Genomic DNA, 25,877 nt, shown 5'->3' on the forward strand with positions numbered 1-25,877 from the left:
CCCCGGTTCAGGCCAGGTGCATCCTGCGGCGGTAGATGGCTGCGATGACCTGCGCGACGGCCTCGTACAGAGCGCCGGGTACAAAGTCGCCCAGCGAAGTATGCTTGAACAGCGCCCGGGCAAGCTGGATGTTGCGGACCACCGGGATACCGTGGCGCCCGGCGATCTGCACAATCCGCTTCGCCACCAGGAACCGGCCCTTTGCCACAACGCGCGGGGCGAGCATTCCGGGCTTGTAAAGGAGCGCCACCGCGATGTGTGTGGGGTTGGTCACCACAACGGTGGCATGCCGGGTCTCCCGCGAAATGCCCTGGCGCATGATGGCAAGGCGCAGTGCCCGCCTTCGCGCGCGCATGTGCGGATCACCCTCGCTGCGGCGCATCTCATCAATCAGCTCCTGCCGGGACATACGCAGGGAGCGCTCGAACTCCCAGTGCTGGTAGCCGTAGTCCGCGCCGCCGATGAGAAGCAGCACGCCACCGCACCGCAAGACCATCTGGAAGACCAGGTCCAGGCCCACATCCACCGCGGCGAGGGCAGAGCAGTCCGCGATACGGTAAAGGTCCTCGCGGCGCGACCAGAGAGACCACGCCGCCACGCCGAGGATGACCGTGACTTTCAGGACCCCCTTGCCGGCTTCCACCATTCCGCGGGTGGAGAACATGCGCTTGAGGCCGTTCACCGGGCTCAGCTTGTCCGCGGTGGGTTGCAGCGGTTTGAGCGAGAACATCAACCGAGTCTGGGCCAGTGATGCCGCAAGGCCTGCGCACATGGTCGCAACAACCACCGGCCCAAGGACGCGCATGCACACGAGCCACCAGGCCCGCTGAAGTGCCGTGAGCTCGCCCGCACTCAACTCCAGGTGGGGCGCAGCGCCCAGGGTCCAGCGGGTGGCTTCCGCGAGAATCCGCACGGCCTGATGCCACCACACCCGTGCAACGAGCGCGCCGGCCAGGAGGCCGATGCCCGCCGCGAGGTCGCGACTGATGGCCGCGCGACCCTCTTCACGGGCCTCCTCGCGCCTGCGCTGGGTTGGGGCTTCGGTCCGGGAATCAGCGGCCATCACCCACCTCCCAGGAGCAGGTTGACGACCTGGCGCACCTGTTCGACCAGAGAGCCGAGGGCCCCCGCCGCGAGGGGAGCGCTCACAGCGAGCACCGCGAGGCCCACCCCGAGTTTGGCAGGCATCCCCACGAGAAACACGTTCATGTTGGGCACGGTGCGGGCCATGAGCGCCAGAGCAACATCGGCAAGGAGCAGGGAGACCAGACCCGCGGCGGCGACGCGCACGCCGAGGTCAAGGGCGCTGCCGGCTGCGCCGAGTGTGAGATCGACAGTGCTCCCCGAGAACGCAACCGACCCCGGCGGAATCCGTTCGTAACTGCGTGCCAGCGCGGCCAGGACCCAGTGATGGCCGTCCACCGCCAGGAAGATGGTGAAGGCGGCCAGGTAATACGCCTGGCCCAGGGTGGAACTGCCCTGGTGGGTGGTGGGGTCCAGGAAACTACCCATGCGCAGGCCGATCTGCATGTCCAGCACCTCGCCAGACCAGCGGACGCTCTCGAGGAAAACGCTCACCGCCCAGCCGACCAGAAGCCCCAGCCCCAGTTCGGACAGCAGCACCAGCATGTACGCGGAGGCGTCTGACGGCAGGTTCGCCGAGGCATTCACTGACGACCCCACCAGCAGCGCAATGCCCCCCGCCAGCAGAAGACGCAGGTGAGGGGGGATGGATTGAGCGTTCATGCCGGGCATGAATGCCAGTACACCCACCGCGCGCGCGGCGGGGATGAGCATGGCCGGCAGGTTGTCAAGCAGTCCCGGCAGCAATGTGCTGTCCATGAGAGTTCCGGCGCTTTCGTGCCGGGCCGTCACCGGGCGTACAGTTCCAAGTGGCCGATAAGAGAGGCAGCCCAGCTTGCAGTGGAGTGCAGCATCCACGGGCCGAGAAGGGCCATGACCAGGGCCAGGACCACCATCTTCGGGACGAATGTCAGAGTCATCTCCTGCACCTGAGTCGCCGCCTGGAGAATACTCACCGCGACTCCCACCACGAGAGTGGCAAGCAGCACCGGCGCGGACAGCTTCAGCGCCATCAGGAGCATCTGGTTCACGAGGTGCAGCACTAGGGTGTCGGTCATCAGGCGCGATCCTTTCGGGGGCCTGTCAGCTGAAGCTCAGCACCAGGGAACGGGCGAGAATGTGCCAGCCGTCGATCATGACAAAGAGCAGGATTTTCAGTGGCAGCGAGATGGTCACCGGGGGCAGCATCATCATACCCATGGACATGAGTGCACCGGCGACCACGAGGTCGATGACGATGAAGGGGACGTAGATCACGAATCCAAGCTGGAAGGCGGACTTGAGTTCGCTGATGGCGAAGGCCGGCAGCAAGACGCGCATCGGCACTTCCTCCGGACCGGATGGACGCGGCAGGCGTCCCATCTGGATGAACAGGAGAATGTCGCGCTCCCGGGCCTGCTTGAGCATAAACCCGCGCACGGGATCAGCGGCCTTCGTCACCGCCTGGGAGTACGTGAGCGCGCCTTTGAGATAGGGTTGGACCGCACGCCGGTCCACCTCTTGCCAGACCGGTTGCATGATGAACAGGGTGAGAAACAGGGCCAGGCCTACCAGCACGAGATTGGGAGGCGTCTGCTGAGTGCCCAGAGCGCTGCGCAGGAAGCTCAGGACGATGATGATGCGCAGGAAGGAGGTCATCGTCACCAGCGCGGCCGGAAGAAGGCTGAGAGCCGCCAGGCTGAAGACCAGGCGCAGAGTGAGGGCGAGTTCCTTGCCGGGCTCTTGCTTGAACCACTCCGAAGGCGGGTCCGGGGCCCTCGGCGGCGTGGGCATCTGCGCAGCGGCCAACGAACACAGCAGTATCACGACGGCCGGCAGAACAGCCCTCAGTCGTAATCTGCGCGGTGCCGGCGCGTGCCCTGTCCTGTTCAGGATCGGCGAAGCGTTGCGCACCGTTCTCATCCCTGCTGGGCCAGGGCCCGGATCAGTGCGTCTCGGCGCTCTGCCCAGTCGAGGTCGGCCTGAAGGTCAGAGTCGAGACCCATCGGCGTCTCGTCGGGTGACTGTTCGCGTGTCTCCCGCGCCGGTTCGTTTGGCCTGTTTGCAGCAGACAGGTCGAGTACCAGGCTGAGATCGCCCGCCGGATTGCCGGCAAGGAGTATGCTGCGCCGGTCCACTTCCACCAGGTAGAGGAATCCTGTTGACCCCAGCCGCAGGCATTCGCACTCTCGCAGGCGGGTGTTCTGCGACGTGGGCGTGAGATTGCCCAGCCGGAACCCGTTGCGTTTGGCGGCGTTCAGTCCCCAGGCCACCCCGTACACCGCAAGCACGAGGAGTGCCAGCTTCGTCAAGATGTCGAGGACGGAGACAGGTACAGGCTCCGCGCTCTCGCCTGACAGCGGTTCGGACGCCTTCGCCGGGTCCGGCCCAAGTTGGGTGACTGCGATCTGATCCGCGAGATCCTGTGCTGTGGCTGACTGTGCAAAGGCAGGCGGGAGAGCGATTGCCAGCAGCAGCGCCGCCAGTGCGCCGGTTCGGAGAGAACTACACATGCCGGGGTGCCCCCTTGCTGATCAGCTCGGTGACCCGCAGGGCGAGGACGTCATTGGCGACGACCACTTCGCCCCGCGCCACCAGGCGCTCGTTGACATAGAGGTCAAGGGGTTCGCCCGGCAGTCGGTCGAGCTCGATGATGGCGCCGGCCTGCAGCCCGAGGGCTTCGCCGAGCTGCATTCTCGCGCGGCCAAGCTCCACAGTGACATCCAGGGGCAGGTCCAGCATCATCTCGAGCGCAGCGGTGTCGATGCCGCCCTGCCCAGGAGAGCGTGCCGGGCCCGCACTGCCGCTGTCCGCGGTGAGTTCCGCCAGGTTTTCTGCGCTTGTGGGATCCATGGTTGTCCGGCCTTTCATGCTGGCGATGGGTGCAAGTCACTGCATCAGGAAGGACGTGAACAGCACTGCGTGAACTTCGGTGTCCTTCACGACCCCTTGCAGCGCGTGGAGCAGTTGAGCGCGCAGTTTCTCGCGCGTGGCCGGGTCCTGAAGCTGGTCGAAGGACTGCGCTGAAAGCACTCGTACGATGGTGTCCCGGGCGAGAGCGTCAGACGCAGGGGTGAGGGTGGGCTCCTCGGGCTTGCCGCCACCGTGCCCGCCATGTCCGCCCTTCTCTTTCTTCTTGCCCTCCTCTTCGGAGGGGTGGACGCCGAGAGTGATTTCGACCTGGACGTATCGCAGTTTCTCGGTGGAAGCAACATTGACCAGGAACGCGCCCATGTTCACGTAGACGAGGTCGAGCTGATCATCATCCGACGCATGCTCATCGTTCTTCTTCTTCTCATCGTGGCCCCTTGTGGACTCCCGTTGGGAACCCCGCCCCGATTTCTTACTGTCCGCGCTTGCGCGGCCCCAGACGAGCCAACCGGCGCCCGCACCGGTGGCAAGTGCGAGGACCAGGATGATCACGAGCTTGATTCCGCCAGAACGAGCGCCGAGGTCGCCCCTTCGGCCGACTTGGTGTCTCATAGGCTTGCCTCCCCGGCCGTGTCGTGGCTCTGCGAGCCCAGCTCCGGTACGATCTGAACCCCCCGTGGGGCGATACTGGGTGTCACCGGCTTCAGGCGCGCTCGTGTTGCGCGCGTTGCGGACGAGGGGCCACCCGGCGGCAGGAGCACAATGTCAATGCGGCGGTTACGCCTGCGGTTCTTCTCATCTGTATTGGGCACGACGGGCGATGTGTCGGCGTATCCGGCGGCGCTCAGGGAGGACGGTGGGATGTCCTTCTGACGAATAAGAAACATAACCACGTTGATGGCGCGTTGTGCTGAGAGTTCCCAATTGCTGGCGAACTTCCCAGTGGTGATGGGCAGGTCGCAGGTGTGCCCCTCAATGCGCAGGTCGTAAGGCAGATCTCGGACCGCGTCGGCCACGGCGGACAGGGTGCGGATTGCGCGTGGGGTAAGATCCGCCGATCCACGGGCGAACAGAACGTCATCGGCGCGTACCCGGACCTTGGCCATACCGTCCTCCGAAACAAAGTCCAGGTCTTTCATCTCTCGGTCGGATAGGTTGCTCTCGATCGCCCCTGCGATGGCGGACATGACATCGAAGGCGTTGAGGGGCAACTGTACTGGGACCTGTCCGCGCCGGGCTTCGAAACCGATGGAGGCGGACCGCAAGCCGGGGGAACTGCCCCCGAAGCCCGACCGAACCGACACCGCGAGCTCGTTGAACTTCCCCAGGTTTACAATAGACATGGCGTACATCATGATGAAAAAGGCCATGAGCAGGGTGATCATGTCCGCGTAGGTGACAAGCCACCGCTCTTCGTTCTCGTGCTCCCCGTGGGCTTTACGCCGCCCGTGCTGACTCACTGGCCCCACCGCCTTGGCCTTCGGCCGCCAGCGCCCGGTTCGCCGCTTCCCGCTCGGAAGGCGAGAGGAAGGCCTTGAGGCGCTCTGCCAGGATAATCGGGCTATCGCCGGCCTGAAGACCCTCGATGCCTACTGCGACCATGCGTCGTATGAACTGCTCCTCTTCGCTGCGCATCTGCAGCTTCTGGGCGATGGGCAGGAAGACAAGGTTCGCCGATCCCACGCCGTAGAGAGTAGCGAGAAATGCGGTGGCGATGGCCGGTCCCATGCTGCCGGGGTCACTGAGGTTGCTGAGCATGTGCACAAGGCCCATGACGGTGCCGAGAACGCCCAGTGTTGGGGCCAGGCCGCCAAGGGTCTTGTAGTATTTCGCGGCGCCAGAATGCCGCTCCACGAGAGAGTCGATTTCGATCTCCATAATGGTCCGTGCGACCTCGGGGTCGGTGCCGTCCACCACGAGCTGGACCCCGCGGCGGATGAAGTCATCCTGGACGCTGTGCAACTCGCCTTCCAGTGCTAGGACCCCTTCGCGCCGGGCCACTCTTGCGAGATGAGTGAGGGTCTCCAGTGCGCCCAGGGGCTCTGCGGGTCTTGAGAAAATGACGTGCTTCAGGAGCATCGGAGCCATAAGGGAATTGCGCAGGGGCTGGGTGACCATGGCTGCGCCCACGCTGCCGCCGAACACGATGAGCGCGGCGGAGGGGCTAATAAGGGCACCGATGCTTCCGCCCTCAAGGCTGTTAGCGACGAGTAGCGCACCGAAAGCGACGCCGAGTCCGATGATGGTTCCAAGGTCCAATGGAGCATCACTACCTGATGATCGCCGGAAGATCGATGTGGCCGGCGCCGATGTCCCGGAAAAACTGGGCCGTTTTCATGCACACTTCGTCGCAGGTATCTCTGACCACGTATTGGCTGCCCGTGGTGAGGCGCACGACCGTGTCCGGCGTGGATTCGACGCGTTCGATGAGCAGCGCGTTGATGACCATGGTGGAGCCGTTCAGTCGCGTTAGCTTGATCATGGTAATCCGCCCATGCTGCAATCTGCGTGCCACGATGGCTCCATGCGGGAGCGGACGGGTCATGGTCTTTCACCCGCGACGCCGGGGTGGACTGTGTGGGTGACCGGGGGCCACAGTCAGGCCGGCGTCGCGGGCCTTCCGGGGGGACGGAAGCCTACTGCGTCATCCGAATGGCTTCTTCGATCAGTTCGTTGGCGGTTGAAATCACGCGCGTGCTGGCCTGGTAAGCGCGCTGCGTTACGAGCATCTCCAGGAAAGCGCTGGTGAGGTCCGTGTTGGACATCTCCACGGCCTGGCCCGTGATGTCTCCCAGGCCTGCGCTGCCGGGGGCTCCGATCTGGGCCAGGCCCGATGCAGCGCTGGTGGAGTAGAGGTTGTCGCCGTTGCGTTCGAGCCCGTCCACATTTGGGAATGTGGCGAGGGCAAGCCGGGCCAAAGGCGCGGATCGACCATCGGAGTAGTTGCCGATGACCACTCCGCCGTCTGCGATACTGACCCCCAGGAGCGTTGCGCCGGGGTAGCCGCTCTGTTCGGTGGGGACAACGTCATTGCTGCCGGCGTACTGGGTGGCGGCGGTAGTGTCGATGTTGAGAACCAGGTTGGCGGCGCCGTTGGGCATGGCGGCAGTGAGGGCGAGGGTACCGCCGGCCGTGAGCCCGCCGGTTGCGTCGAAGGTGATGGCCCCGGTGACCGAGGTGCCCTCACAAGTTGCAGTGACATCCCACGCGTTGGTGGCGGTTTTCGTGTAGACCAGGGACAATTCGTGGGCATCGCCGAGAGAGTCATACACTGTGACTGAAGCGTTGTAAGTATCACCCACCGCAGCGGCGGAGTTGAGATTGCCCTCAAGGACCACACTATCGGTTGGCTTCGGGCTGCGCATGGTACGCAGGGCGAAACTCAGGTCTCCAATGGGACCGTTGGTGTCGATGACGTCGTTCACGGCAGTCCAGCCCTGTACACGCAACCCGGTGGATGCCATCACCAGGTTGTTGGTCCCGTCGATCCGAAAGATGCCCTCGCGGGTGTAAACCTGCCCTCGGTCCCCACTGAGAATGAACATCCCCGCCCCGTCGATTGCAGCGTCCAGGGCCTGGCCGGAGTATTCGAGGGTTCCCTGGGAGTTGACGGTGTTGATTCCGCCCACGGAGACCCCACTGCCCACCTGGAGTGCGGAGGTGGAGCCCTGTCCGCCCATACTCGGCCGAGCCGCTCTCAGGGTCTGGTAGAAAGCGTCCTGGAATGACACGCGCGAGGCCTTGTAGCCCACCGTGCTCACGTTCGCCAGGTTGTTGGCGGCCACGTCCATCTTCACCTGATGTGCGACGGTGCTGGAAAGACCGGCGTATAGCGCCTTGTTCAACGCGGTGACACCCTTTCAATGCGACGATTGCATTCCGCTTCGAGGCGTCTCGCCCCAAACGGGGAGAGTGCAATTCCCGGGCCACCCATGTAACGTCATTCGACGGAAATCAGGCTATCGACCGCGGCCTTCCGGCTTCCTGCGCAGCAGAGCCACTCACCATTCTCGCGGATGATGCGGTCAACGACGCCGGAGACGGTATCGCCCGATCCCGGGTCGACCCAGGACACAGTCCGGCCCAGGAGATCCGCCAGCTCACCTGCCGTACCTCGCGCCTGTTGTTCCATGTGCGTGTTGAGAGTGGACAGCTCGTTGAGAGTGGTGAGATCCGTGAGTTGGGTGAGCATGTCCTGGGTGCTCATCGGCTCCAGCGGGTCCTGGTGCTGCAATTGCGCGGATAGAAGAGTGAGAAAGGCGTCGGTAGAAAGCTGCCGGCCGGCTGACATGACGCCGGTAGTGGGAGATGTTGAGGACTTGGTATTTGCGCCGGCGGATGTGACAGCGTTGAGTGCGGCAGGCAATGTGGTTCCCTCCGGATTGCATCAGGCGAGAAGATTCAGGACCGGCGCGGAAGCCGGAGTCCCGTAGAGCGTCCTGAGCGAATAGCTGCGCGGATGAGGACTGGCTGCAGATTGCCGGGGCTCGGTGGTTGTCCAGTTTGCGCGCGGCGCCGCGTAGTCAGGCGCGTCGCCATGGCCGCCTTGTGGATCGCGCTGGGCGGTGAACTGCGCCAGGTCCAGCCCCCGATCCGCCAAGCGCCGACGGATCTCCGGCTCGATACCCCGGAGAGCTTCGGCATCGCTCTGGGTCGCGCAGGCGATCTCCACCCGGGCTGCTCCGTCGCGCACCTCCACGGCCACACGCAGTGTGGAGCCGGAGTCTCCTGACAGCTCAAGCTCGAAAGACTGGGTGACCCGGTCCAGAGCTTCCATCAACTGCGTCGGAACGCGCGCGGGGAGATGGGAGGTCTCATCCAGGCTCTGCGGGGTGAGCGGGGCTGCGTGGGACGGTTCTTCCGGCCTCGTTAGCGTGAACTGTGTTGGCGAAACGGGAGGCGCGATGTCTTCCCTGGGCTGCACAGAAGGGTTTGCTTCCTCTGTGAAGGCCACCGGTGCCGCGTGTTGGAATGGGGCCCGGAGCGTTGTGCCGTCAGCGGGCTCTGCAGACAGTCCAGTCTTCGGGACGAGCGGAGCTGCCGGGATTGGTGCCGGCGACAAGAGAGCGTCTGGTTCTCGGAGGACGGGTACCGTGGGCGTCGGGAGATCACTGCCCGCCGGAACGTCATCCAGGCGCCAGTAATGTGATGCCGGTCTCGACACCGAACTTACCGGTGTTCGCGGCGCGGCAGTTTCCTGGACGAGCACCTGCATTTCCGGCACGGGCGCGGCCTCGGCCGCGACAACCGGACTCACAGGCCCCTCGCCCACAGTGCGGCGGTAGGACTCGGTGGCCGGCTGCGCCCTGGTGCCCTGCGGTGCAGTATGAACGGAACGCTCTATGAACGCGGGCCGTATCAGGCCGGTCAATCGCAACGCTGATACGTGTCCCTCGGGGCGCGCTTCAGACCTCTGCCCGACGGTCTGGTGCAGGGCGCTCGCCCCCATGGCGTCCGGCAGAGTTTCACTGGCTTCGTAGCTTGGCCGCGTGGGGCTGGGCGAAGGGTGTGGCACGGGTTGCGGCGCGGACCGACGAGTCCCGTGGGCATGGGGCTGTATGCCGCGAACCGCCTGGGGCATGGGCTCACGCGGGAGCCGGGATGTGGCTGACGTGACGGCGGCCCCGTCCTGCGCTGAGGCACGGACATTGGACAGGGGCATTCCGGCAGGTCGCGGAAGCCGGCTATGTTCGGGCAGCAGTGCGCGCGCGGAATCGCCTGCCCGCATGCTGTCCTCCGTGGGCGCCGGCACCCGCGATGGAGGTGGGTTGAGCACCCGTGGTGGAGGCGCGTTCGACCCATAGTCCGGTCCGGGCTGAGCAACTGACGGCGCACCAACGGTCACTTGCGGCCGGGCGAAAGGGAACCCCAGCACACGCTGCTCCGGAATTGCGGGCGGATCGGCGAGAACTGGCGGGGAGGCGCCTGGGTCGATGGACGAAGCGATCTGCCTTGCGACAGCCGGCAACGCGGATTCGGTCAGCGGCGCCTCCGGGGTGGCAAGCTGATGCGTTGGCACTGCCACCCGCTGTTCAGACGGCGCCGGTTCTGCCTGAACAAGGATGTCGTGCGGTTGGGCTTCCCCCGCCGGACGGGGCCGAGGATGCGCGGACTCCCCGACCGGTCCCGGGTCAGGGAGCACAGGCGGTCTGAGCTGAGCCTGGGCTGGAGCAACGCGATCCTCGGCTCCGTCATGGGTGGTGGCCGGCCTATCGCCGACCGTTGCAGACTGGTCCCGTGGGATGGCTGCCGAGCCGGTTGGTGACGGGCGCGACGCTGGTTCCTCGAGGACCGGGGAGGGTGTGGGTCTGGTGATCACGGCGGAGTCCATCGCGACTGTGACTGCCGATTGCGCCGCGGGTTTGAAAGCCGGGCGAGTCACATCTCGATCATCACCGGGAAGATCGGGCACGGCAGATAGTGCCGTGGGCATTTGGGGCAGCTCTATCTCAAGCTGAATGCTACGTCCGAGTTGTTGCCGTCTGGGCGCTTGGGCTCTAGTCGGTACGGGCTGAAGGACGGCGGAAGTGTCTGGCACTGTTCGCAGCGGTGCGGCCCATGCCGGCTTGGACGGGGCTGGATCGTCCATGACCGTGCGTACCATCCGCGTCGGGGAGGGCGGCCGAGCTGGAGCGTCCCACGTGCTCTCAGGTGCGGTGGTCGTGGGCTGTGCTCCAGGTGCGGCTCGTGTTTCAACAATGGGCGCGGTCACAGACGCCGAGGATGCATTCGAAGCCCACCCCTGACAGGACACGGGTATCGGCCAACAGACAACCGGCAACGCGGATGCTGGAGTGGCCTGGGGGGCATCCGCATTCTGCGGGCTTTGGGCGTCTTCGGCTGATGCCGGCGCTCCGGCTTGCTCCGACGGGATGAGTATGGGGTCGAGTGTTGCAGCGCGTCCGGCGGGTGAGACAGGCGCCGGGCGCACCGGTCCGGTCAAGACGACCTGAGGCGAGGACGGTACGGGCAGGACGGGTGCTACAAACTGCGGGTTTTCGGGCACCCCTGTCACACGAGGGCCGTCCGGCGAGGGCCCCAGAACACCGAGGAGCATCGCCCAGGGCGTGGCATTCAAATGCAGTGTCAGGCCGGAGGGTACCATCGGTCTCGCTTCCTGCCGAGTTCAGAAGCCCAGACGCTCCCTGATCTTCGCAACGTACGCCCGGGTCTCGGAGTATGGTGGGATGCCACCATACTTGCGCACCGCACCGGGGCCCGCGTTGTATGCCGCGAGGGCCAGGTCGAGGCGTCCGAACTGGTCGATCATGTCCTTGAGGTGGCGCACCCCCGCATCCACGTTCTGAGCGGGGTCAAAGGGGTCGGAGACCCCATACTCCCGGCAGTTTTCGGGCATGAGTTGCATAAGGCCCATGGCACCGGCCCTGGAGACGCAGCGCGGGTTGAAGTCCGACTCTGCCCTGATGACTTCGCGCACCAGGTCTTCGCTGATTCCGTGCTTCGCAGCGGCCTGCCGGATCAGCGCTTCAATCTGTATCGGGCCCGCGGTTGAGGGCCGATCGTGAGTGCTCATCGCGGATGCAAGGGTAGTCGCGAAGGGCTGTTGCACTCCGGCGTCGGCAGTTGGGTCGGCCAAGGTCCCAAGTTGGGACCTGATCTCCTCGATGCGCGCGATTACCCCGTCGAGCCCGAGGGCCATGGCGGCTCCCCCTCCAGTGCGTGTTCGGTATCCGCGGCAGCCGGTCGGCGTTTCCCGGTCTCGTCCAGAGCTTTGCTCTCCTTGCGCCGCATGTGTGCGATGTGCATCTGGTGGGCCTTCTCGTGGAGCTTTTCCGCGGTTTTCAGCTCGCGCTGGGCAGTGACCGCCGCTTCCCGCGCACATTCGTGCTCGTAGGAAACTTGCTCCAGTTCTGCCTTCTTGCGGCGCCGGGCATCATCCAGCATCCGGCATCGGGCGTGGCCGGCTTGAAGCAGCATGAGTGGCAGGCATGGCGTTTCGGCACAGAGCGCTTCGGCCTGCGCCTGAAGTTGGCTGTCCACGGCATCCAGTTCGGAACCGGCGTGTTCCTTCCGGCGCGCAGCGTCGGCGAGCTCCTGCCTCGCCGCGTCCTGGGCGCGTTCACGCATCTTGAGCAGCGTCTCCAGGCCTGAACGAAACCGGGGCATCCGTTCCTCCATTCGCCGGGCCCTGGAGGTCCCGGTAGCCGGCGTAAGTGTCTGCGAATTGCTCGGTATCCTGCAATTTGCGTACCGTCTTGGCCGGAGACGGTTCAGGAATGCTCAGAATCTCCTCAAGCGCGCCGACGGTATCCTCGAAGGCAGTGCGTTCGTCTCGGGCCTGATGCAGGAAAACGTCTATGGGTGCCTTCAGCGTGATTGCACGATCCACCGCGGCGCTGGACCCGCGCACGTAGGCACCGAGATTGATGAGGTCTTCGGACTCACGATAAGCCGCGATGCATGCCCGGATCTCCCTGGCCATGCGCATGTGATGTTCATCGGCCACCTGGGGCATGACTCGACTCACGCTCTCAGGCACGTCAATGGCCGGAAAATGTCCGGCCGCCGCAAGGCGCGGGGACAGGATGATGTGGCCGTCGAGTATGGCCCGCACCGCGCTGGCCACGGGTTCATCCATATCATTGCCATCGACCAACACCGTGCAGAGGGTAGTGATGCTGCCGTGGTCGGAGTTTCCGCCGCGTTCGAGAAGGCGCGGCAGGGCAGCGAACACGGAAGGCGTGTAGCCTCCGCGGGTCGGTGGCTCTCCGGTGGCCAGACCGATCTCGCGCTGTGCCCAGGCGAAGCGGGTGATGGAGTCCATCATGAGCAGCACGTCGCGGCCCTGGTCCCGGAAGAACTCGGCGATGGCGGTGGCAACCTGGGCAGCCCTGATCACCAGCACAGGCGGCTGGTCGCCCGTGGCAACAACGACCACAGAGCGCTGCAGACCGGAGGGACCAAGTGAGCCCTGGATGAACTCGCCGACCTCGCGCCCACGTTCGCCGATGAGAGCGATGACATTGACATCGGCGCGGGCATTGCGGGCAATCATGCCTAGAAGGGTGCTCTTGCCTACACCCGGCCCGGCGAAAATGCCCATGCGCTGGCCCACGCCGCAGGTCAGCAGGCCGTCAATGGCGCGCACCCCCAGAGGCAAGGGACGGGAGATCGCCCGGCGCTGGAGAGCCGCCGGCGGCTCGCGTTCAACCGGTTGCGGCCGGGTGTCGAAGAGAGCAGGACCTTGGTCGATGGGCTCGCCGAGACCATCCAAGACACGGCCGAGAAGACAGTCCCCGACCTGGATCGTAACCGGCTCCCCGGTGGCGATGACCCGGCTGCCCACGCCCACGTCCTGAATGTCGCGGAAGGGCATGATCAGGAGACGGTGGCCTGAGAAGCCGACCACTTCGCAAGGCACGGGTTCGCAGCCTGCGTGGACTTCGAGCAGACACTTCTCCCCGACGCGAGCGGGTGGCCCCGCTGCTTCCAGGAGCAGGCCGGCGGAGCGCGTCACTGCGCCCACGGGCTGCACCAGCCTCAGGCCGGCAATGCGTTCACGGGCTGCTGTGAGGGCGCTCACGTCTGCGGATTCCCCTCGGTGAGACCGAGAGCCTGGCGGATGCGCGCCAGCTGGGTCTCGATGCGCAGATCAACCTCGCCGGCATCGCTGCGAATTACAGCCCCGCCGGGACTGAGGGACGGCGCGCACTCGACCTGCAGACCTTCGGCGCCGGGGAAGTCCGCAGCCAGCCTGGATGCCGCCGCGTCCAGTACTGCCGCGCAATCGGGATGCACGCGGACGGTTACGCCGGACGCCCCGCGCAACTGCTCGAGAGACTCGCGCACGGCACGGACAACCACCGCGTCGTCGCGGGGGATGCGCTCTCGGATGACCTTCTCGGCAGCGACTGCGCAGAGCTCGATAGCCTCACGTTCCGCCTCGTGCCAAAGCCGCATCAGTTCGGCCTCGAAGCTGTTGCGCAGGAGAGTCAGGAACTCCGCGAATGCTTCCTGTTGTGCGTCGGCCACGGCCTTGAGCGCCTGCTGCCGCGTCTCTTCCTCAAGCCGGGCAGCCGCGCGGCGCGCGTCGTCCAGCACTTGCTCGGCCTGCTCCTGGGCGCGGTCCAGTATCTCCTGTGCGCGGAGGTGGGCACTTGTGGGGTCCCTGGGCGAAGCTTCTGGGTGGTCCGGCTCGCTCCCGGTATCGATCTCGCCCGCAGAGATCCGGTCAAGCTCAAGCTCCGGGAGGTTTTGCTCCCACAGCCTGAACGGCGCACACGTCTGCAGTTCGTTTCCGGGCGGGGAACTCATCCCACATCACCTCCAGCCACCATCCGCCGGAGTTCATCGGCGAGGGCGTCGGGTCGCTCCCGCGCCATGCGCTGGAGTTCCTCGGCAAGACGCTGGTCCTCGCGCAGGGGAACGGTCACCGGGCCCTGCTCCGACTGTTCGGGGTCTGATGGTCCTTCGGCGGCGGCCCTGAACAATGCGGGCTGCATCGGGGCCTGAGCGGCGTACTGTTCGGAATCCATTTCGCTGTCGATGCGTGACGTCGAACGGCGCAGCTCGCTAGTAGAGCGGATGGCGACGGCTATCAGTACCAAGGCCATGAGCGCCGGAAGTCCGTGGCGCATGAGCAGCGCGAGGGTCTCCTGCCGTCTGCGCGCTGTCTGCTCAACGGCCATCTCTTTGGCGTCCTGGGCAGCGATCTCCGCCGACTTGAGTTTCAGGCGCTGCACGACGATGCTGTCGCCGCGCTCGATGTCGATGCCCGCTGCGGCGGTGAGAACATCTCGGGCGCGCTCGACGGCAGTCATCGGGAGACTGTCGTCCACCACTGCGGCCACATTGAGGCGGGTAATGCGGCCCGGACTGCGCTTGAGGTGGCGCGTGGTCTTGGAGAACTCGTACTCCCGCGTCTCCTCCGAAGACACGTAGTTGCCCGCGCCTTCCTCCACGCCTCCCGCCGCGCTGCCCGCGAGCGCCGAGGGTATTCCCCCCGCGCCGCCGCCCGCTGCGTTACCCCCCGTGTATCGCTCCTGGGAACTGTGCTCGCGGACGATGGCCCGGTCACGGGCGTTGCCGATGGGTTCCACCTTTTCCTCGCTGGTCTCTTCCGCATCCAGGTCAATATCCGCCTGGGCGCGCACAATGGTCATCTGCGGGCCGAACATTGCGTCCAGCATGGTCTGCAGTCGCCGGGTGAGGGCGTCGCTGTGGGCCTTGGCGGTCTCGAGGGTAGTCTCCGACATCGCCAGTCCCTCGTCACTGCCACCGTGGAGAACTCGACCGGTGGTATCGACGACGGTGACATTGTTCAGGTCCAGATCGTCCACGGCACTGGAGACAAGGTAGGCGATGCCGCGCACCTGTGAGCGCTCCAGCTCGGCGTTGCTGGCAAGTTCCAGGAGCACTGAAGCGGTCGGGCGCGCTTGCTCGCCGTAAAGAGTCTCGCGGGGTATGGACAGATGGACGCGCGCGGAATCGATCTGCTCAAGGGAGGCGATGGTGCGTTCCAGCTCGCCCTGCAAAGCACGCTGGAGGTTGATGTTGTTCGAGAAGTCGGTGCCAGGCAGGCCTGAGCGGTCGAAAACCTCGAAGCCTACACTATGACCGCGGGGCATGCCTTTGCCCGCCATCTTCAGCCGCGTCTCGTGCAAAGCCGTGGTAGGGACGAGGATTGATCCGCCGCCCGGAGACAGACGATAGGGCACTTTCTCGCGTTGCAGTTCCTCGACCACTTCGGCGGCGTCCTCCTGGGCCAGTCCGCTGTAGAGAGTGGCGTAGTTCGGGCGGGAAGACCAGACGCCCACCACTCCGAGCCCGATAAAGGTGCTCGCGAGGGCGATTGCCAGGGCGATCCGCTGGCGGGGTTCGAGATTTTCCCAGGCGGCGCGAAATTGCTCCAACATGGCTCCTCACTCGGGCGCTGTCCTGTCCGTGAGGCCGGAACCTGCAGCTAGACCTGCAGCCTGCTGATCTCCTGGTAGGCCTGCACGGCCTTCTGCGTCACGTGCACGGTAAGCTGCAGCGCAAGGTCGGCCTTCTCCACTGCGGTGACGACCTGGCTCAGGTCCCTGGTCTGCCCCGTCGCGAGTTGGGTGACCTGCAGGCCGGCTTCGCCCTGGAGGTCGTTGACCTGCCGCACGGCCTGGGTGAGGCGCTCGAGAAACGGTTCATCAGACCGAGCGACGCCGTTCTGGCCAGGCTGCCCCGTCTGCGCCGGCTCCTTGACTGGCGGCGCTGGTACCTGGAACTCGCGAAGAGAGCTGCCGATTCGCACGGCGATTCACCTGCGGCCGGGCCGCTACCTGAGAATGTCCAGCGTGCGCTTGGCGATCTCGCGCCCGGTCTTGAGCGCGGATGCGTTGGCCTCGTACGCCCTGCCCGCGGCGACCAGGTCCACCATTTCGAGGGGCAGGCTGACGTTGGGGCGTTCCACGTATCCGTCAGCGTTGGCCGCGGGGTGGTTCGGCTCGTGGACCAACATCCCGGGCGACCGGTCTTCACGGATCGCCAGCACACGAACTCCGCCGCCCTCATTCGAAGGCGGCCCGAAGCCCCCGGCGCGTTTCAGCTGGTCGGCCAAGAGCACCACTTCGCGTCTCTTGTACGCGGTGCCCGGTGCGGCGGTGGAATCCACATTGGCGATGTTCTGGGCGATCACATCCATGCGGACGCGCTCCGCGCGCAGGCCGGAACTGCTGATGTCGATGGATCTGAAGATGCTCATCCGCGTCCGCCTCCAGTGATTGCTGTGCGCAGCATGCCATACTGCCTGGCGAGAATCCGGGTGAGCGCCTCGTGATGCAGACTAGTGATCGCGAGGTCGGTGAGTTCGCCCTCGACGCTCATGCTTCCAGGCGTTCCGCCGGCGCCGGGCTGCGTCCGAATGCGGGGCTGGACGGCTTCGATCTCGTGGGGCCCCGCGCTGCCGTCCGACAGTTCGGTCTCCCGCTCAACCGCGCGCTGCAGGGCCTCCTCGAAATGTACGCGGCGCGGACGGTAGCCGGGGGTCTCGAGATTGGCCAGGTTGGATGCGATAGCCTCGTGGCGTCGCGAGAGGCCGCTAATGGCCTTTTCGACGGCTGCGCTGGAGATTTCGCGAAGCATGGTAGTTGGCGATGTTACGCCCGGGGAAAACCAGCGGACCCCGAGCCCGGGATGTCACTGGGGATCCACTCTGCAATCGGTATGCCAGGGATCAGCGGAGGGACTATCTACGCTCGGCAGCTGGTGTACTGCGGCTCCAGTTGCCCCCGCGACGAGTGCTGGCAGTTGGGATGCCCAGGCTCTCGCGGTATTTGCTAACCGTGCGGCGAGCAAGCCCGAAACCCCGTGCCTGCATGGCCTGAACCAGTTCATTGTCGGTCATCGGGGCGTTGGGGTCCTCGCTGTGGATGATCTTCGCGAGAGTGACTTTCGCGGGGAGGGCGTCCTCGAAGAAAACGTCGAAGGGCAATACCTCGCCGTCCGGGAGCATGACCGTCTTCCCACGCGTGGCGCGGCAGATGGTGGACTCGTGCATGCGCAGGCGCTGAGCGAGCTGCTTCTTGGTGAGCGGGCGCAGTCCGCTGGGGCCGTATTCCAGGAAATCGCTCTGCTCCTCGAGCAGGGCACGGGTGACCAGAGCGATGGTGGCGTGACGGTGAGTCAGGTTGTCGATGAACTGGCGGGCCTCGTTCACCAGACGGCGGATCGCCTGCATGCCCGCGTCCTGGCCGCGCACTGCGGAAGTGGCGCGAGCCAGGCCTTCGTAAGTCTGGGAGATGCGGAGCGCCATTGCCCGGGCAAGAGGCACACACACGCGCAGGCAACCATTGTCCATTTCCACCACAGCATCCGGCAGCTTGGTTGGGACTAGCTGAGCTTCCAGACGGTGCGGCGGCTGGTACAGGTCAGCGGGGTACGGATGGAAGTGCTCGGCAATGAAAGTCAGGAACGGGGCGCCTCGGCGGTCCTGAAGGGTCTTTAGCAGACGAGGATCGCCCGAACCCAGGGCCTGGCGCAGTCTGTTGTCGATGAACTCCCGCAGCCCCTCGGGAGCCTGCCCGGGTGCCAGCCGCTCGAGTTGCAGGAGCAGGCAATCGACGAGATCGCGGGCTCCGATCCCGGCCGGCTCCAGGGAACGCAAGTGCGCGATGGCCTCCTCCACCCGAGCGACGGGGATCTCCATCTCCTCGGCGAGACTGACCGCGTGAGCAGGCAGATACCCGCGTTCGTCCAGGCTCTCGATGAGGTACTCCACATGGCGCAATAGGGCGCCGTGGCAGGTCGCACGCGCCTGCAGCAGGAGATCATCCCGCAGCGAGACAGGATTCGCACAGCGCGCGAGAGCGTCTTGCTCCTCGGCGTCTGCGACGGGCTGGAAGACTGGCCCCCAGAGATTTGGCGCCGCGAGCTCAAGCGCCGGGTTCGTCTCCAGTTCTTCGCGAATACGGTCCTCGAGGCCCTCCTGTGACATCTCCAGCAGAGCCGCCCGCGCCACTAGTTGCGGCAGTACGTTGACCTGTGTGGTCACGCGCAATTCCTGGCGGAGCTCCATCGTGGCCATCGGTGATCAACTCCCGGTCGTTGTGTGGCTTCCGGCGGCCGAGTGCAGGCCAACAGGCCACCCGTTCGTCTTTTCGGCGCCAATGGAGCGAACTTGAGAAAAAAGTGGGCAACAACTTGGAGCCCTTTGTTCGGGGCACGGGAATTGCAGGCGACTGGAGCGGATTCATCGTATCCAGGCCAGACTCTGAGAAAGGCGCGCGACTGTGAACGCATCGCAAAGCGCTGACTCGACGCTACAAGCCGCGACCATTCTGAGTCTGCTCGACCCAGACCTGGTCCAACGCGTGCGCGCCGGGCTGACTGAGAACCAGCGCGCACGTCTGGATGCGGCGCTTGAGCAGGTGCGTCGTGCGCCTGATGAAGAGCGGATCCAACTCGTGCGTTCCTTCACAGATGAGCGTCGATGGCAAGCGCGCCAAGTCAATGCTTCGCCGCAGGCAAGTCGGGTGGAGACCCCGAAGCGTGCCGAAGGCATGTCCGTGCATGAGCCTGGGGAGGACACCGACCGCCTTCCGGTGGCGCCACCCGAGCCACCCAGTTTCGCCTTTGTCACGCACGACAGTGCCCCGCACGTCGCCACATGTCTTGCGCGGGAGATGCCCCAGATTGCCGCTCTCGTGTTGCAGCGCGTATCGCCGGAAGTGGCCCGGGCAGTCCTCAAGCACATGCCCGATGGTCTTTGTGGAGATGTTGCCGTGGCGCTGGCTCACGACGCACCGGCTCCGGCGCCGGGTGCGCTCGGATGCATCGCCCGGGCGCTGGAGAAGGAAGTGGGTCGGCTCGTGGCCCGAGACCAGCGCCGCCGACAGGGTATGCTCACGGTGGCGCGAGCGCTGGCGGCTTCCGAGAGCGAGCAGGTGGCGCGAGAAGCTCTCCACGCGCTGGCTGAGCGAGATGAGAACCTGGCTCATAGCGTGGCGGCGCTACTGGGGTTTTCGCTGCGCGAGTCCCCGTGCCCCGGCGAAGGATCGGACGACGAAGCGCCCCCTGAGCTGTGCGTATTCAGCAGCGTTATTCCCGCGCCGCAGTTGCAGGTTGTCCCTGACTGCTGACTGCCGACATTGGAGGCGCCGCGTTGCCTTGTGCATTGGTCGCTCGCCCGTATGATCTTGCGAACCCACCGCTCCTGACGCCCTCCGAAGAGGCCGCTGCGATGCGCAGGGCATCTGCGCTTGAGCGTGCCCTCGCAGACCTTGCGAGCGCCTATCTTGCGCAACCTGTGCGAGCCTGCTTGACACGGCTTGCGGACCCTCGCGAGGCGGCGTTGGCGGCAGGGGAACTTGCGTGGTTCGCACCACGGGACGGCTTTGGGTGTGAGTTGCCGCGAGTTGGGGTCTGCCCCGGTCTGTGCGGCCAGTTCGCGGCGCGGATGGTCGGTGCGCGCGAACGTCGCGCTGACCGGGAGCTGACGGAGGTGGAACGGGAACTGGTCGGGCTCCTGTGTGGACAGGTTGCGCCGGGTTGCCTTGCCGCATGGGGCTGGACGGCGCCGCAGCCCGGCGCCTGGGTCACCAGCGGCAATCCGGCCAAGCCTGACCCTCGCGCCGGACTGCTGCTGCAATTCGAGGTGGGCCTGGATGGGCAGGCAGGCACGCTGGGGTTCTGGCTGCCGGCGGATATTGTGCGTGAGCAACCCGCTTCCGTGGCCAGACGTGGAATCGTGGCCAATAGTCCCGCGGCGCAGGAAGTTCAGCAGGCCACCGTGCGCGCGACGGTGGTTCTGGGTACTTGCCGCCTGACGCTTGCAGCTCTGGCGGCGTTGAAGCCCGGTGACCTCATTGGCCTGGGCACACCTTCGGGAGCCCCGCTAGAGATGCGCATACAGGGCCGCGCGAAGCTCCATGTGCGGCCCGGGCTCTGCCGGGGGAGAATTGCGGTGCAAGTGCTCGGTGACCAAGCTCCCGAGTGTGAGTTTCGCGAGCACCATCCCGGCGACCGATCGGTTGTGGCGGCTTGAAGGGTTCTGTGCAGCGGGTGGCGAATTATTTCCCGGCTGAAAACGGGACTACCCGAGCGCAGAAGCTCTTGGAGGGACAAGAAATGGTCAAGGTCGGCATCATCGGGATGGGTTTCATCGGTCAGCAGCATTTCCAGACGTGGGCGGATGTTGATGGCGCCCAGGTGGTGGCGGTTGCGGATAAGCAGGTGGAAAAAGTGGCGGCGGCTGCAGCGGCGGTCGGCGGCAATGTGGGCGAAGCAGCGGCGCTGGATCTGTCCGGCGTCCAGCGCTTCACAGACGCCGACGACATGCTGTCGGCCGGCGGCTTCGACGTAGTGGACATCTGTCTGCCCACCACCCTGCACGCGTTGATGACCAAGAAAGTCTGCCAGGCTGGTTTCCATGCCATCTGCGAGAAGCCTATGGCTCTGTCACTGCAGGAGTGCGACGAGATGATTGCGGCAGCTGAGGCCAATGACCGGCTGCTGTTCATCGCTCAGTGCATCCGCTTCTGGCCGGAGTACGAGGTCCTCGCGAGCATGATCCGCAATGGGGACCTCGGGCGACTGGTAAGCATGAAGTTCACCCGCGTATCTCCTTCGCCATTCTGGAGCCAGGACGGCTGGCTCAACGATTCCTCCAAGAGCGGCGGCGCGCTCCTGGACTTGCACGTTCACGATGCGGACTACATCATGTCGGTCATGGGTATGCCCAAAGCGGTCTTCTCCCGCGCCGGTCACATGGCGCCGGATGGCCCGAAGGTTGACCACGTGATGACCCACTACATCTACGACGATGTTGCCGTGTTCGCCGAAGGCGGCTGGGCCATGCCCCCGACCTATCCGTTTGAGATGGCCTACGAGGTCCTGGGGGAGAAGGGCTGTCTCAGGTTCTCCACCTCTCACGACCCCATGCTTTCCTTCCACCCGGCAGAGGGTGAGCCGGTGACCCCCGAGTACAGGGCGACCACCGGGTACATGCAGGAGCTCGAGTACTTCGCAGCCTGCATTGAGAACAACCAGGTGCCGACTCGCGTCACGGCTTTCGACGCGCGCGAGGCGATCCGCCTGATCCTCGCGGAGAAGGAATCCATCGAGACGGGGCAGATTGTGGAGCTGTAGCCCCCCTCAGAGCGGGAACGAAACGGCCCAGTCCCTGAGCAGGGGCTGGGCCGTTGTTACTTCCGGCACCACATGTGCCTATCCGTGACGCGCAGTCTCGTCCCTCACCATGAGCCCGAAGCGGTTGCCCTCCGGGTCTTCGCAGTGGACGAGATAGCCCACGCCGGTGATGGCCATCTTCCCGGTGAGTAGCTTGCCACCGGACCTCAGGACGCGCGACATGTACTCGTCCAGGTCGGGCACGTCGATGGTGTTGAAGGGAACCGTGTCACCTTCAAACTTGCCGCCGATGCCGCCGTCAATCCCCGGCTCGTCTTCGGGGCCGGTCTGGACTATCCAGTAATCACCGCCTCCCCAGGTGGTTACGGTCCATCCAAGGGCATCGGAGTAGAACTGCGCCAGCGCCTCTGGCTTATCGGCTGGAATGTGGAAGTGCACAGGTCTGGGCATCGCCCCAACCTCTCTTATGTGTTCGGCCTGTGGCTATTGCGCCGGTTTGATCCAAAGCACTCGGAACCCGAAGCTGTCCAGCGGGAACTCCATGATTCCTCCGTCTTTCACCGGCATCTGGACCTCGGTAATGAGGTCGGTAGCGGTCACGTGTGCCGGCAAGGCCAGACCCTCCAGGTCCAGGTCCACAACGGCGTCGGCCTCGGCGCCTCCAAGATTGGAGACGACCACCACCGCCCCTTCCTCGGCGCGGGACCAGACGCTGGCCATGATCTTTTCGTTCGGGCCCAGCGTAACGTAGTTCTCCTCCCAGTAGGGGATGAAGACGGCCTTGTCGCGGCCGAAGGCTTCCATGCCCTTCCAAAGCTTCGATTCCAGCTCGAGATTGCCGCCGAGACTGCCGCGCACCAGGACGTCGTGCAGGAGCGAGAATGCCAGGGCTTCGCGGTAGGTGTAGGGTTTCTCGTAACAGAGCAATTCGGCGGGAACGCCCCACTGCCGGCCCATGAACTCGCAGCGGAAGGCGTCCAGCGGCAGATGATCCAGCGGGTTGGAGCCCCGCGGAATGCTGCCCAGCTGCTCGCCGTCCCAGTAACTCGTGGCCCAGCTCAGGGTGGGGATGGTCATACAGGTGGACTGATGCACGTTCACCTGGCCGTCGGGCTTGCGGGCCTTGATGAGGGTGTACAGGCGGCGCATCATCTCGCGGGTGGCAAGGATCGGGTAGGTGGTGCCCACCGTTCCGTCGCCCTTGTCATAGCCGCAGCCGTGCTCGGTATTGCGGCACCCCCAGGGGTTCGCGGTCCCGTCCAGATAAACGCCATCGATGTCGTACTCGTCCATGACCCTGGCGATCCCATCGGCCATGAAATCCTGCCACGGGCTGTTGTAGCAGACGATGTAGGCCTTCTGTTCGGGGAGCCGATGATACCCGCCGGAGAGGGGAGCGACCAGACATTCGTTGGCGTACAGGTCCCACTCCGGCGCGATGTTCGAGATCTCGTAGCCGAAATACAGGAGCAACTTCATGCCCCGCTCGTGGCAGGCTTTGACCAGTTTGTGCAGTCGTTCCCCGTGGGTGGTGCTGGTGTAGTTCTGGATGTCCGTCCAGTGCTCGTGGAAGCAGATGGTGCGGACCCCGAGGGAAGCGAGGCGGTCCAGCATGGTCTTCTCCTCGCCGGGCAGGAACAGGCTGAAGCCATAGCCCCACTTGCCGTTGATGACCTTGCCGTTGTTCGCCACGGCGCCCAGGCCTTTCTCGGGATGGGTCATGCGTTGGCTCGCGTTGGGGTCCAGGTTGTCCAGCCGGTCCAGGAGCAGCGTGTGTTCATCAACCAGCGCAGGCTGGGTGAGGTCGAAGGACTCCCGGGGAATGTCGGAAATCCGGATGTCGTCGATGGCGAACTCCGAGGGAGATGGCCCGAGGATCAGCACGGAGTCGGCCAGATCGCCCCGAACAGTGCCCTTGTAAGCCTGTTCGGCGACTTTCACGCCATCGATGAAGATGCACGTCTTATCGCCCCAGGTGAAGGCCACGTGGTGCCACTCGTCCTGCTTCAGCGGAGCATGGGAGGGCAGAACCAGCGGGTGGTCGCCGTCCTGCCGGTAGTAGACGCGCATTCCCCGGTCGTCGATGTTCCAGTAGAAGCCCACACGGTTCCCGTTGGAGAGGGTCAACTCAAAGAGATTGCGGTTCAGACTACCGCGGCTGGAATCGGCGGGCACATTTTTGGGCTGGGTATCGAAACCGGGCTTGACCCAGGCTTCGAAGGTGCCCTGATCCAGTCGGACTGTGCCCTCGCCGGGGTATGACAGTGTGGCGGGTTCGCGCCACGGGGTGTCCTCGATGCCGTAGTTTCCGGCATGACAGATGCGGTAATCCCAGACGTCGGGCTTGAGCGGTTTCACCGGCGTGGCCTGGAAGCCAAAGCTGTACTTGAGCGGTGCAGCCTTCATCCCGCCGCGCACCATGTTCACCCGCAATGTCACCACGCCCGCGTCGCGGGTGATCTCGATGGCTTTGTTCGGGTCGTCGAGAACGAAGCCCTGGTCGGACTCCGAGAACCACGCCAGACCGCGGTCATTGTCGCCCAGCCAGATGAAAGGCTTGAATGCACTGGTGAACCCTTCCGGGGGCAGGTTCCCGGCGTTCTTCGTGCTCCCCCAGCGGCCGGGGTAGTAGTAGAGATACTTCGCGTGCTCTTCTTTGATGGGGATGATGAGGCTGACCTGATCGAGCTGGCGAACGCGGGAGGGCTTGATCTCGAAGTCGGAGATCACCATGCCGTCATACTCCACGGATGCGGTGCCCTCGCAGATGATCCCGTCGGCCTGGGCCGAGGTGCCGATCCGGGCGACGTGGGGTTTGGCTTCAATGGTTCTCATCTCATCGTGGGGCTTCCAGACGGACTCCCTGCCGTCGGCAACCACCAGAACGGTTACCGGCCCCGCAAGGATGTCCTCGCTCGCGCTCACGGCCTGGGAGGGGAAGGGCAGTGGACCGAAGGCGTAGTCCCGTCCCCAGACGCGAACGTGCTCGCCCTCGAGTTCAACCGGCGTCCACGGAGCGAGTACCTCGGTGCTTCTGCCCTCCTGCGATCCCAGCCACTCGGGTTTCGCCGGGACAGTGACGGGCACTGTCTGAGTGTGGAGAATGCCGCCCTTGCGGCCAATCGCCGCCAGTTCCAGGCTGTAGTCGCCCGGCGCCATCTCTCCGACCCGGTACGTGCTTGTATACTTCGGCGCCTGGCCCTCTCGCTTGAGGTTGCGGGTGTCCAGTTTTTCGCCTGCGGCGTCCTTGAGCGTGGCGCGAACCGCCGCTCCCTGCGCGAAGGCCCCGACGCCGGACAGGTCCACATCCACGTCGAGTTCGCCCTTGAGGAAGTAACCGTGCAAGGTAACCTGCATGGGCGGCGGTACCACCAGCGGCGCGGTGGCCCGATACGCGACGTTGCCGCGGTCAGTGACGGTCATTGTCGCCACGTACTGCCCAGCGGCGGTGAATCGCACGTCCACCGGGAGTTCAACGCCGAGCTTGATCGCGGCGCAGGCATTGCTGCCGGGGTGGAGGGCTTTGTCGATGCCCACCGGTTCGGGCTGACCGTCTCTGATGCCGGCGACGGACAGTTCCGCCTGGGCCGGCACAGCGGCGCACCAGGTGCCTGCGAAACTGACCTTGTCGGGCGCAAGATCCGCCGGGCCGGACACCTGCACACTCGGGGCTCCTTCCGCGAAGGTCAGGGCTCCAAAGCATCCAGGTTGGTGGAGCCCGCCCTTGATGTGGCCCCAGGAGGCGATTGAGGTCTCGGGTGTCTTGCAATCCCAGGCGAAGTTCGCGCGCCAGACGTCGCCGGGCTTCGGCGCCTCAACGCCCAGGTCAGTGAAGGGAATGCGCATCTCCAGCGACCAGTGGTCGCGCCCCACGGAGGCCGCGCAGGTCCAGTCGCCGTTCCAGGCCCCGTCCTGCCGAATGGAGTCCCATTGGTTGCCCACGGAATTGACGATCAGCTGCTTGTACTCCCCATCGCATAGCGGGTCCAGGAAGACCTCGAAGGCATCGTCCTCCCAGACGGCGCCATCGCGGACGGTCACTGCGGCAACGGGCCTCTTCCCGGGTGGCAGGGGGAGGCGCGCGGCCACGTACAGGGCAGCGTCATCACGTGAAAGCCAGACTGCGGGCTGTCGGGAAGCCAGGTTGCCGCCGGCGATATCTACGAACATCCAGGGCGAACTGGCGCCACTCCACTCGCCGTCGCCGATGGCGCCGTCAATCACGGGGGCGGTTGCCACGGGGACGGACAGCATGGGACCGTCCGTTGCAGCAAGGCAGGTGCCCGAGAGAAGAATCGCAGCCGTCATCCACGGTCGTGCACGCGTACTCATCGTCCTCACTCCCGAACTCGTCATGTCAGTCG

27 protein-coding genes are annotated in these 25,877 nt (G+C 65.1%); 3 read left to right on the forward strand and 24 right to left on the reverse strand.

What is annotated here, in order from left to right; genetic code table 11:
* Positions 1-7: 7 nt before the first annotated feature.
* The 22 genes from HPY44_02525 to HPY44_02630 form a co-directional block, all read right to left on the reverse strand.
* Positions 8-1,063 carry an EscU/YscU/HrcU family type III secretion system export apparatus switch protein gene (locus tag HPY44_02525; GenBank protein ID NSW54863.1) on the reverse strand — a complete coding sequence of 352 codons (1,056 nt, stop codon included), beginning with the start codon at positions 1,061-1,063 and terminating at the stop codon, positions 8-10.
* Positions 1,063-1,842 carry a flagellar biosynthetic protein FliR gene (gene fliR / locus HPY44_02530; GenBank protein ID NSW54864.1) on the reverse strand — a complete coding sequence of 260 codons (780 nt, stop codon included), beginning with the start codon at positions 1,840-1,842 and terminating at the stop codon, positions 1,063-1,065. Before fliR ends, HPY44_02525 begins: the two co-directional genes overlap by 1 nt.
* Positions 1,843-1,871: 29 nt before the next feature.
* On the reverse strand, positions 1,872-2,141 hold the full coding sequence (gene fliQ, locus HPY44_02535) for a flagellar biosynthesis protein FliQ (protein NSW54865.1): 270 nt from the start codon (positions 2,139-2,141) through the stop codon (positions 1,872-1,874).
* 25 nt (positions 2,142-2,166) lie between these two features.
* Positions 2,167-2,856: a flagellar type III secretion system pore protein FliP gene (fliP, locus tag HPY44_02540; protein NSW54866.1), complete on the reverse strand. Its 690-nt coding sequence runs from the start codon at positions 2,854-2,856 to the stop codon at positions 2,167-2,169.
* A 125-nt stretch (positions 2,857-2,981) separates the two neighbouring features.
* Positions 2,982-3,575, reverse strand: coding sequence for a hypothetical protein (locus HPY44_02545; GenBank protein NSW54867.1), 594 nt, complete (start codon positions 3,573-3,575; stop codon positions 2,982-2,984).
* Positions 3,568-3,915, reverse strand: a complete 348-nt coding sequence (gene fliN, locus HPY44_02550) for a flagellar motor switch protein FliN (protein ID NSW54868.1) — start codon at positions 3,913-3,915, stop codon at positions 3,568-3,570. Before fliN ends, HPY44_02545 begins: the two co-directional genes overlap by 8 nt.
* Before the next feature lie 36 nt (positions 3,916-3,951).
* On the reverse strand, positions 3,952-4,545 hold the full coding sequence (locus HPY44_02555) for a flagellar basal body-associated FliL family protein (protein NSW54869.1): 594 nt from the start codon (positions 4,543-4,545) through the stop codon (positions 3,952-3,954).
* Positions 4,542-5,393: a flagellar motor protein MotB gene (locus HPY44_02560; GenBank protein ID NSW54870.1), complete on the reverse strand. Its 852-nt coding sequence runs from the start codon at positions 5,391-5,393 to the stop codon at positions 4,542-4,544. The genes HPY44_02555 and HPY44_02560 overlap by 4 nt, the downstream gene beginning before the upstream one ends.
* The gene (locus tag HPY44_02565) at positions 5,371-6,192 is read right to left on the reverse strand and encodes a flagellar motor protein (protein NSW54871.1); all 822 of its coding nucleotides are present in this window, start codon (positions 6,190-6,192) and stop codon (positions 5,371-5,373) included. The genes HPY44_02560 and HPY44_02565 overlap by 23 nt, the downstream gene beginning before the upstream one ends.
* A 10-nt stretch (positions 6,193-6,202) precedes the next feature.
* On the reverse strand, positions 6,203-6,415 hold the full coding sequence (locus tag HPY44_02570; protein NSW54872.1) for a flagellar FlbD family protein: 213 nt from the start codon (positions 6,413-6,415) through the stop codon (positions 6,203-6,205).
* 154 nt (positions 6,416-6,569) lie between these two features.
* Positions 6,570-7,778, reverse strand: coding sequence for a flagellar hook protein FlgE (locus HPY44_02575; GenBank protein ID NSW54873.1), 1,209 nt, complete (start codon positions 7,776-7,778; stop codon positions 6,570-6,572).
* Between the two features lie 95 nt (positions 7,779-7,873).
* Positions 7,874-8,299, reverse strand: a complete 426-nt coding sequence (locus tag HPY44_02580; GenBank protein NSW54874.1) for a hypothetical protein — start codon at positions 8,297-8,299, stop codon at positions 7,874-7,876.
* Positions 8,300-8,320: 21 nt separating this feature from the next.
* Positions 8,321-8,857 carry a hypothetical protein gene (locus tag HPY44_02585; GenBank protein ID NSW54875.1) on the reverse strand — a complete coding sequence of 179 codons (537 nt, stop codon included), beginning with the start codon at positions 8,855-8,857 and terminating at the stop codon, positions 8,321-8,323.
* Positions 8,858-11,059: 2,202 nt separating this feature from the next.
* Positions 11,060-11,593, reverse strand: a complete 534-nt coding sequence (locus HPY44_02590; protein ID NSW54876.1) for a lytic transglycosylase domain-containing protein — start codon at positions 11,591-11,593, stop codon at positions 11,060-11,062.
* Positions 11,569-12,060, reverse strand: a complete 492-nt coding sequence (gene fliJ / locus HPY44_02595) for a flagellar export protein FliJ (GenBank protein NSW54877.1) — start codon at positions 12,058-12,060, stop codon at positions 11,569-11,571. Before fliJ ends, HPY44_02590 begins: the two co-directional genes overlap by 25 nt.
* Complete coding sequence (locus HPY44_02600) at positions 12,014-13,477, reverse strand: FliI/YscN family ATPase (protein ID NSW54878.1); 1,464 nt, start codon at positions 13,475-13,477, stop codon at positions 12,014-12,016. The genes fliJ and HPY44_02600 overlap by 47 nt, the downstream gene beginning before the upstream one ends.
* A complete protein-coding gene (locus HPY44_02605; GenBank protein ID NSW54879.1) occupies positions 13,474-14,208 on the reverse strand; it encodes a hypothetical protein in 735 nt (244 codons plus the stop codon). Before HPY44_02605 ends, HPY44_02600 begins: the two co-directional genes overlap by 4 nt.
* Positions 14,205-15,809: a flagellar M-ring protein FliF gene (fliF, locus tag HPY44_02610; protein NSW54880.1), complete on the reverse strand. Its 1,605-nt coding sequence runs from the start codon at positions 15,807-15,809 to the stop codon at positions 14,205-14,207. Before fliF ends, HPY44_02605 begins: the two co-directional genes overlap by 4 nt.
* 47 nt (positions 15,810-15,856) lie before the next feature.
* Positions 15,857-16,180, reverse strand: coding sequence for a flagellar hook-basal body complex protein FliE (gene fliE / locus HPY44_02615; protein NSW54881.1), 324 nt, complete (start codon positions 16,178-16,180; stop codon positions 15,857-15,859).
* Between the two features lie 24 nt (positions 16,181-16,204).
* Positions 16,205-16,630 carry a flagellar basal body rod protein FlgC gene (gene flgC, locus HPY44_02620; protein NSW54882.1) on the reverse strand — a complete coding sequence of 142 codons (426 nt, stop codon included), beginning with the start codon at positions 16,628-16,630 and terminating at the stop codon, positions 16,205-16,207.
* Positions 16,627-17,010 carry a hypothetical protein gene (locus tag HPY44_02625; protein ID NSW54883.1) on the reverse strand — a complete coding sequence of 128 codons (384 nt, stop codon included), beginning with the start codon at positions 17,008-17,010 and terminating at the stop codon, positions 16,627-16,629. The genes flgC and HPY44_02625 overlap by 4 nt, the downstream gene beginning before the upstream one ends.
* Before the next feature lie 103 nt (positions 17,011-17,113).
* Positions 17,114-18,451 (reverse strand): hypothetical protein, encoded by a 1,338-nt coding sequence (locus HPY44_02630; protein NSW54884.1) that lies wholly within the window; start codon positions 18,449-18,451, stop codon positions 17,114-17,116.
* A 205-nt stretch (positions 18,452-18,656) separates the two neighbouring features.
* On the opposite strand from HPY44_02630, the gene HPY44_02635 reads away from it, so the two are divergent.
* From HPY44_02635 to HPY44_02645, 3 genes are all read left to right on the forward strand, one after another.
* Positions 18,657-19,505 carry a hypothetical protein gene (locus HPY44_02635; protein ID NSW54885.1) on the forward strand — a complete coding sequence of 283 codons (849 nt, stop codon included), beginning with the start codon at positions 18,657-18,659 and terminating at the stop codon, positions 19,503-19,505.
* 23 nt (positions 19,506-19,528) lie between these two features.
* On the forward strand, positions 19,529-20,410 hold the full coding sequence (locus tag HPY44_02640) for a FliM/FliN family flagellar motor switch protein (protein ID NSW54886.1): 882 nt from the start codon (positions 19,529-19,531) through the stop codon (positions 20,408-20,410).
* An 83-nt stretch (positions 20,411-20,493) separates the two neighbouring features.
* A complete protein-coding gene (locus HPY44_02645; GenBank protein NSW54887.1) occupies positions 20,494-21,513 on the forward strand; it encodes a Gfo/Idh/MocA family oxidoreductase in 1,020 nt (339 codons plus the stop codon).
* A gap of 78 nt (positions 21,514-21,591) precedes the next feature.
* On the opposite strand, the gene HPY44_02650 is transcribed toward HPY44_02645, so the two are convergent.
* Positions 21,592-21,963 (reverse strand): VOC family protein, encoded by a 372-nt coding sequence (locus HPY44_02650; GenBank protein NSW54888.1) that lies wholly within the window; start codon positions 21,961-21,963, stop codon positions 21,592-21,594.
* A gap of 33 nt (positions 21,964-21,996) precedes the next feature.
* Complete coding sequence (locus HPY44_02655) at positions 21,997-25,845, reverse strand: hypothetical protein (GenBank protein ID NSW54889.1); 3,849 nt, start codon at positions 25,843-25,845, stop codon at positions 21,997-21,999.
* Between the last annotated feature and the right edge of the window lie 32 nt (positions 25,846-25,877).

This window comes from Armatimonadota bacterium (assembly GCA_013314775.1).
Classification (GTDB): Bacteria; Armatimonadota; Zipacnadia; order Zipacnadales; family JABUFB01; genus JABUFB01.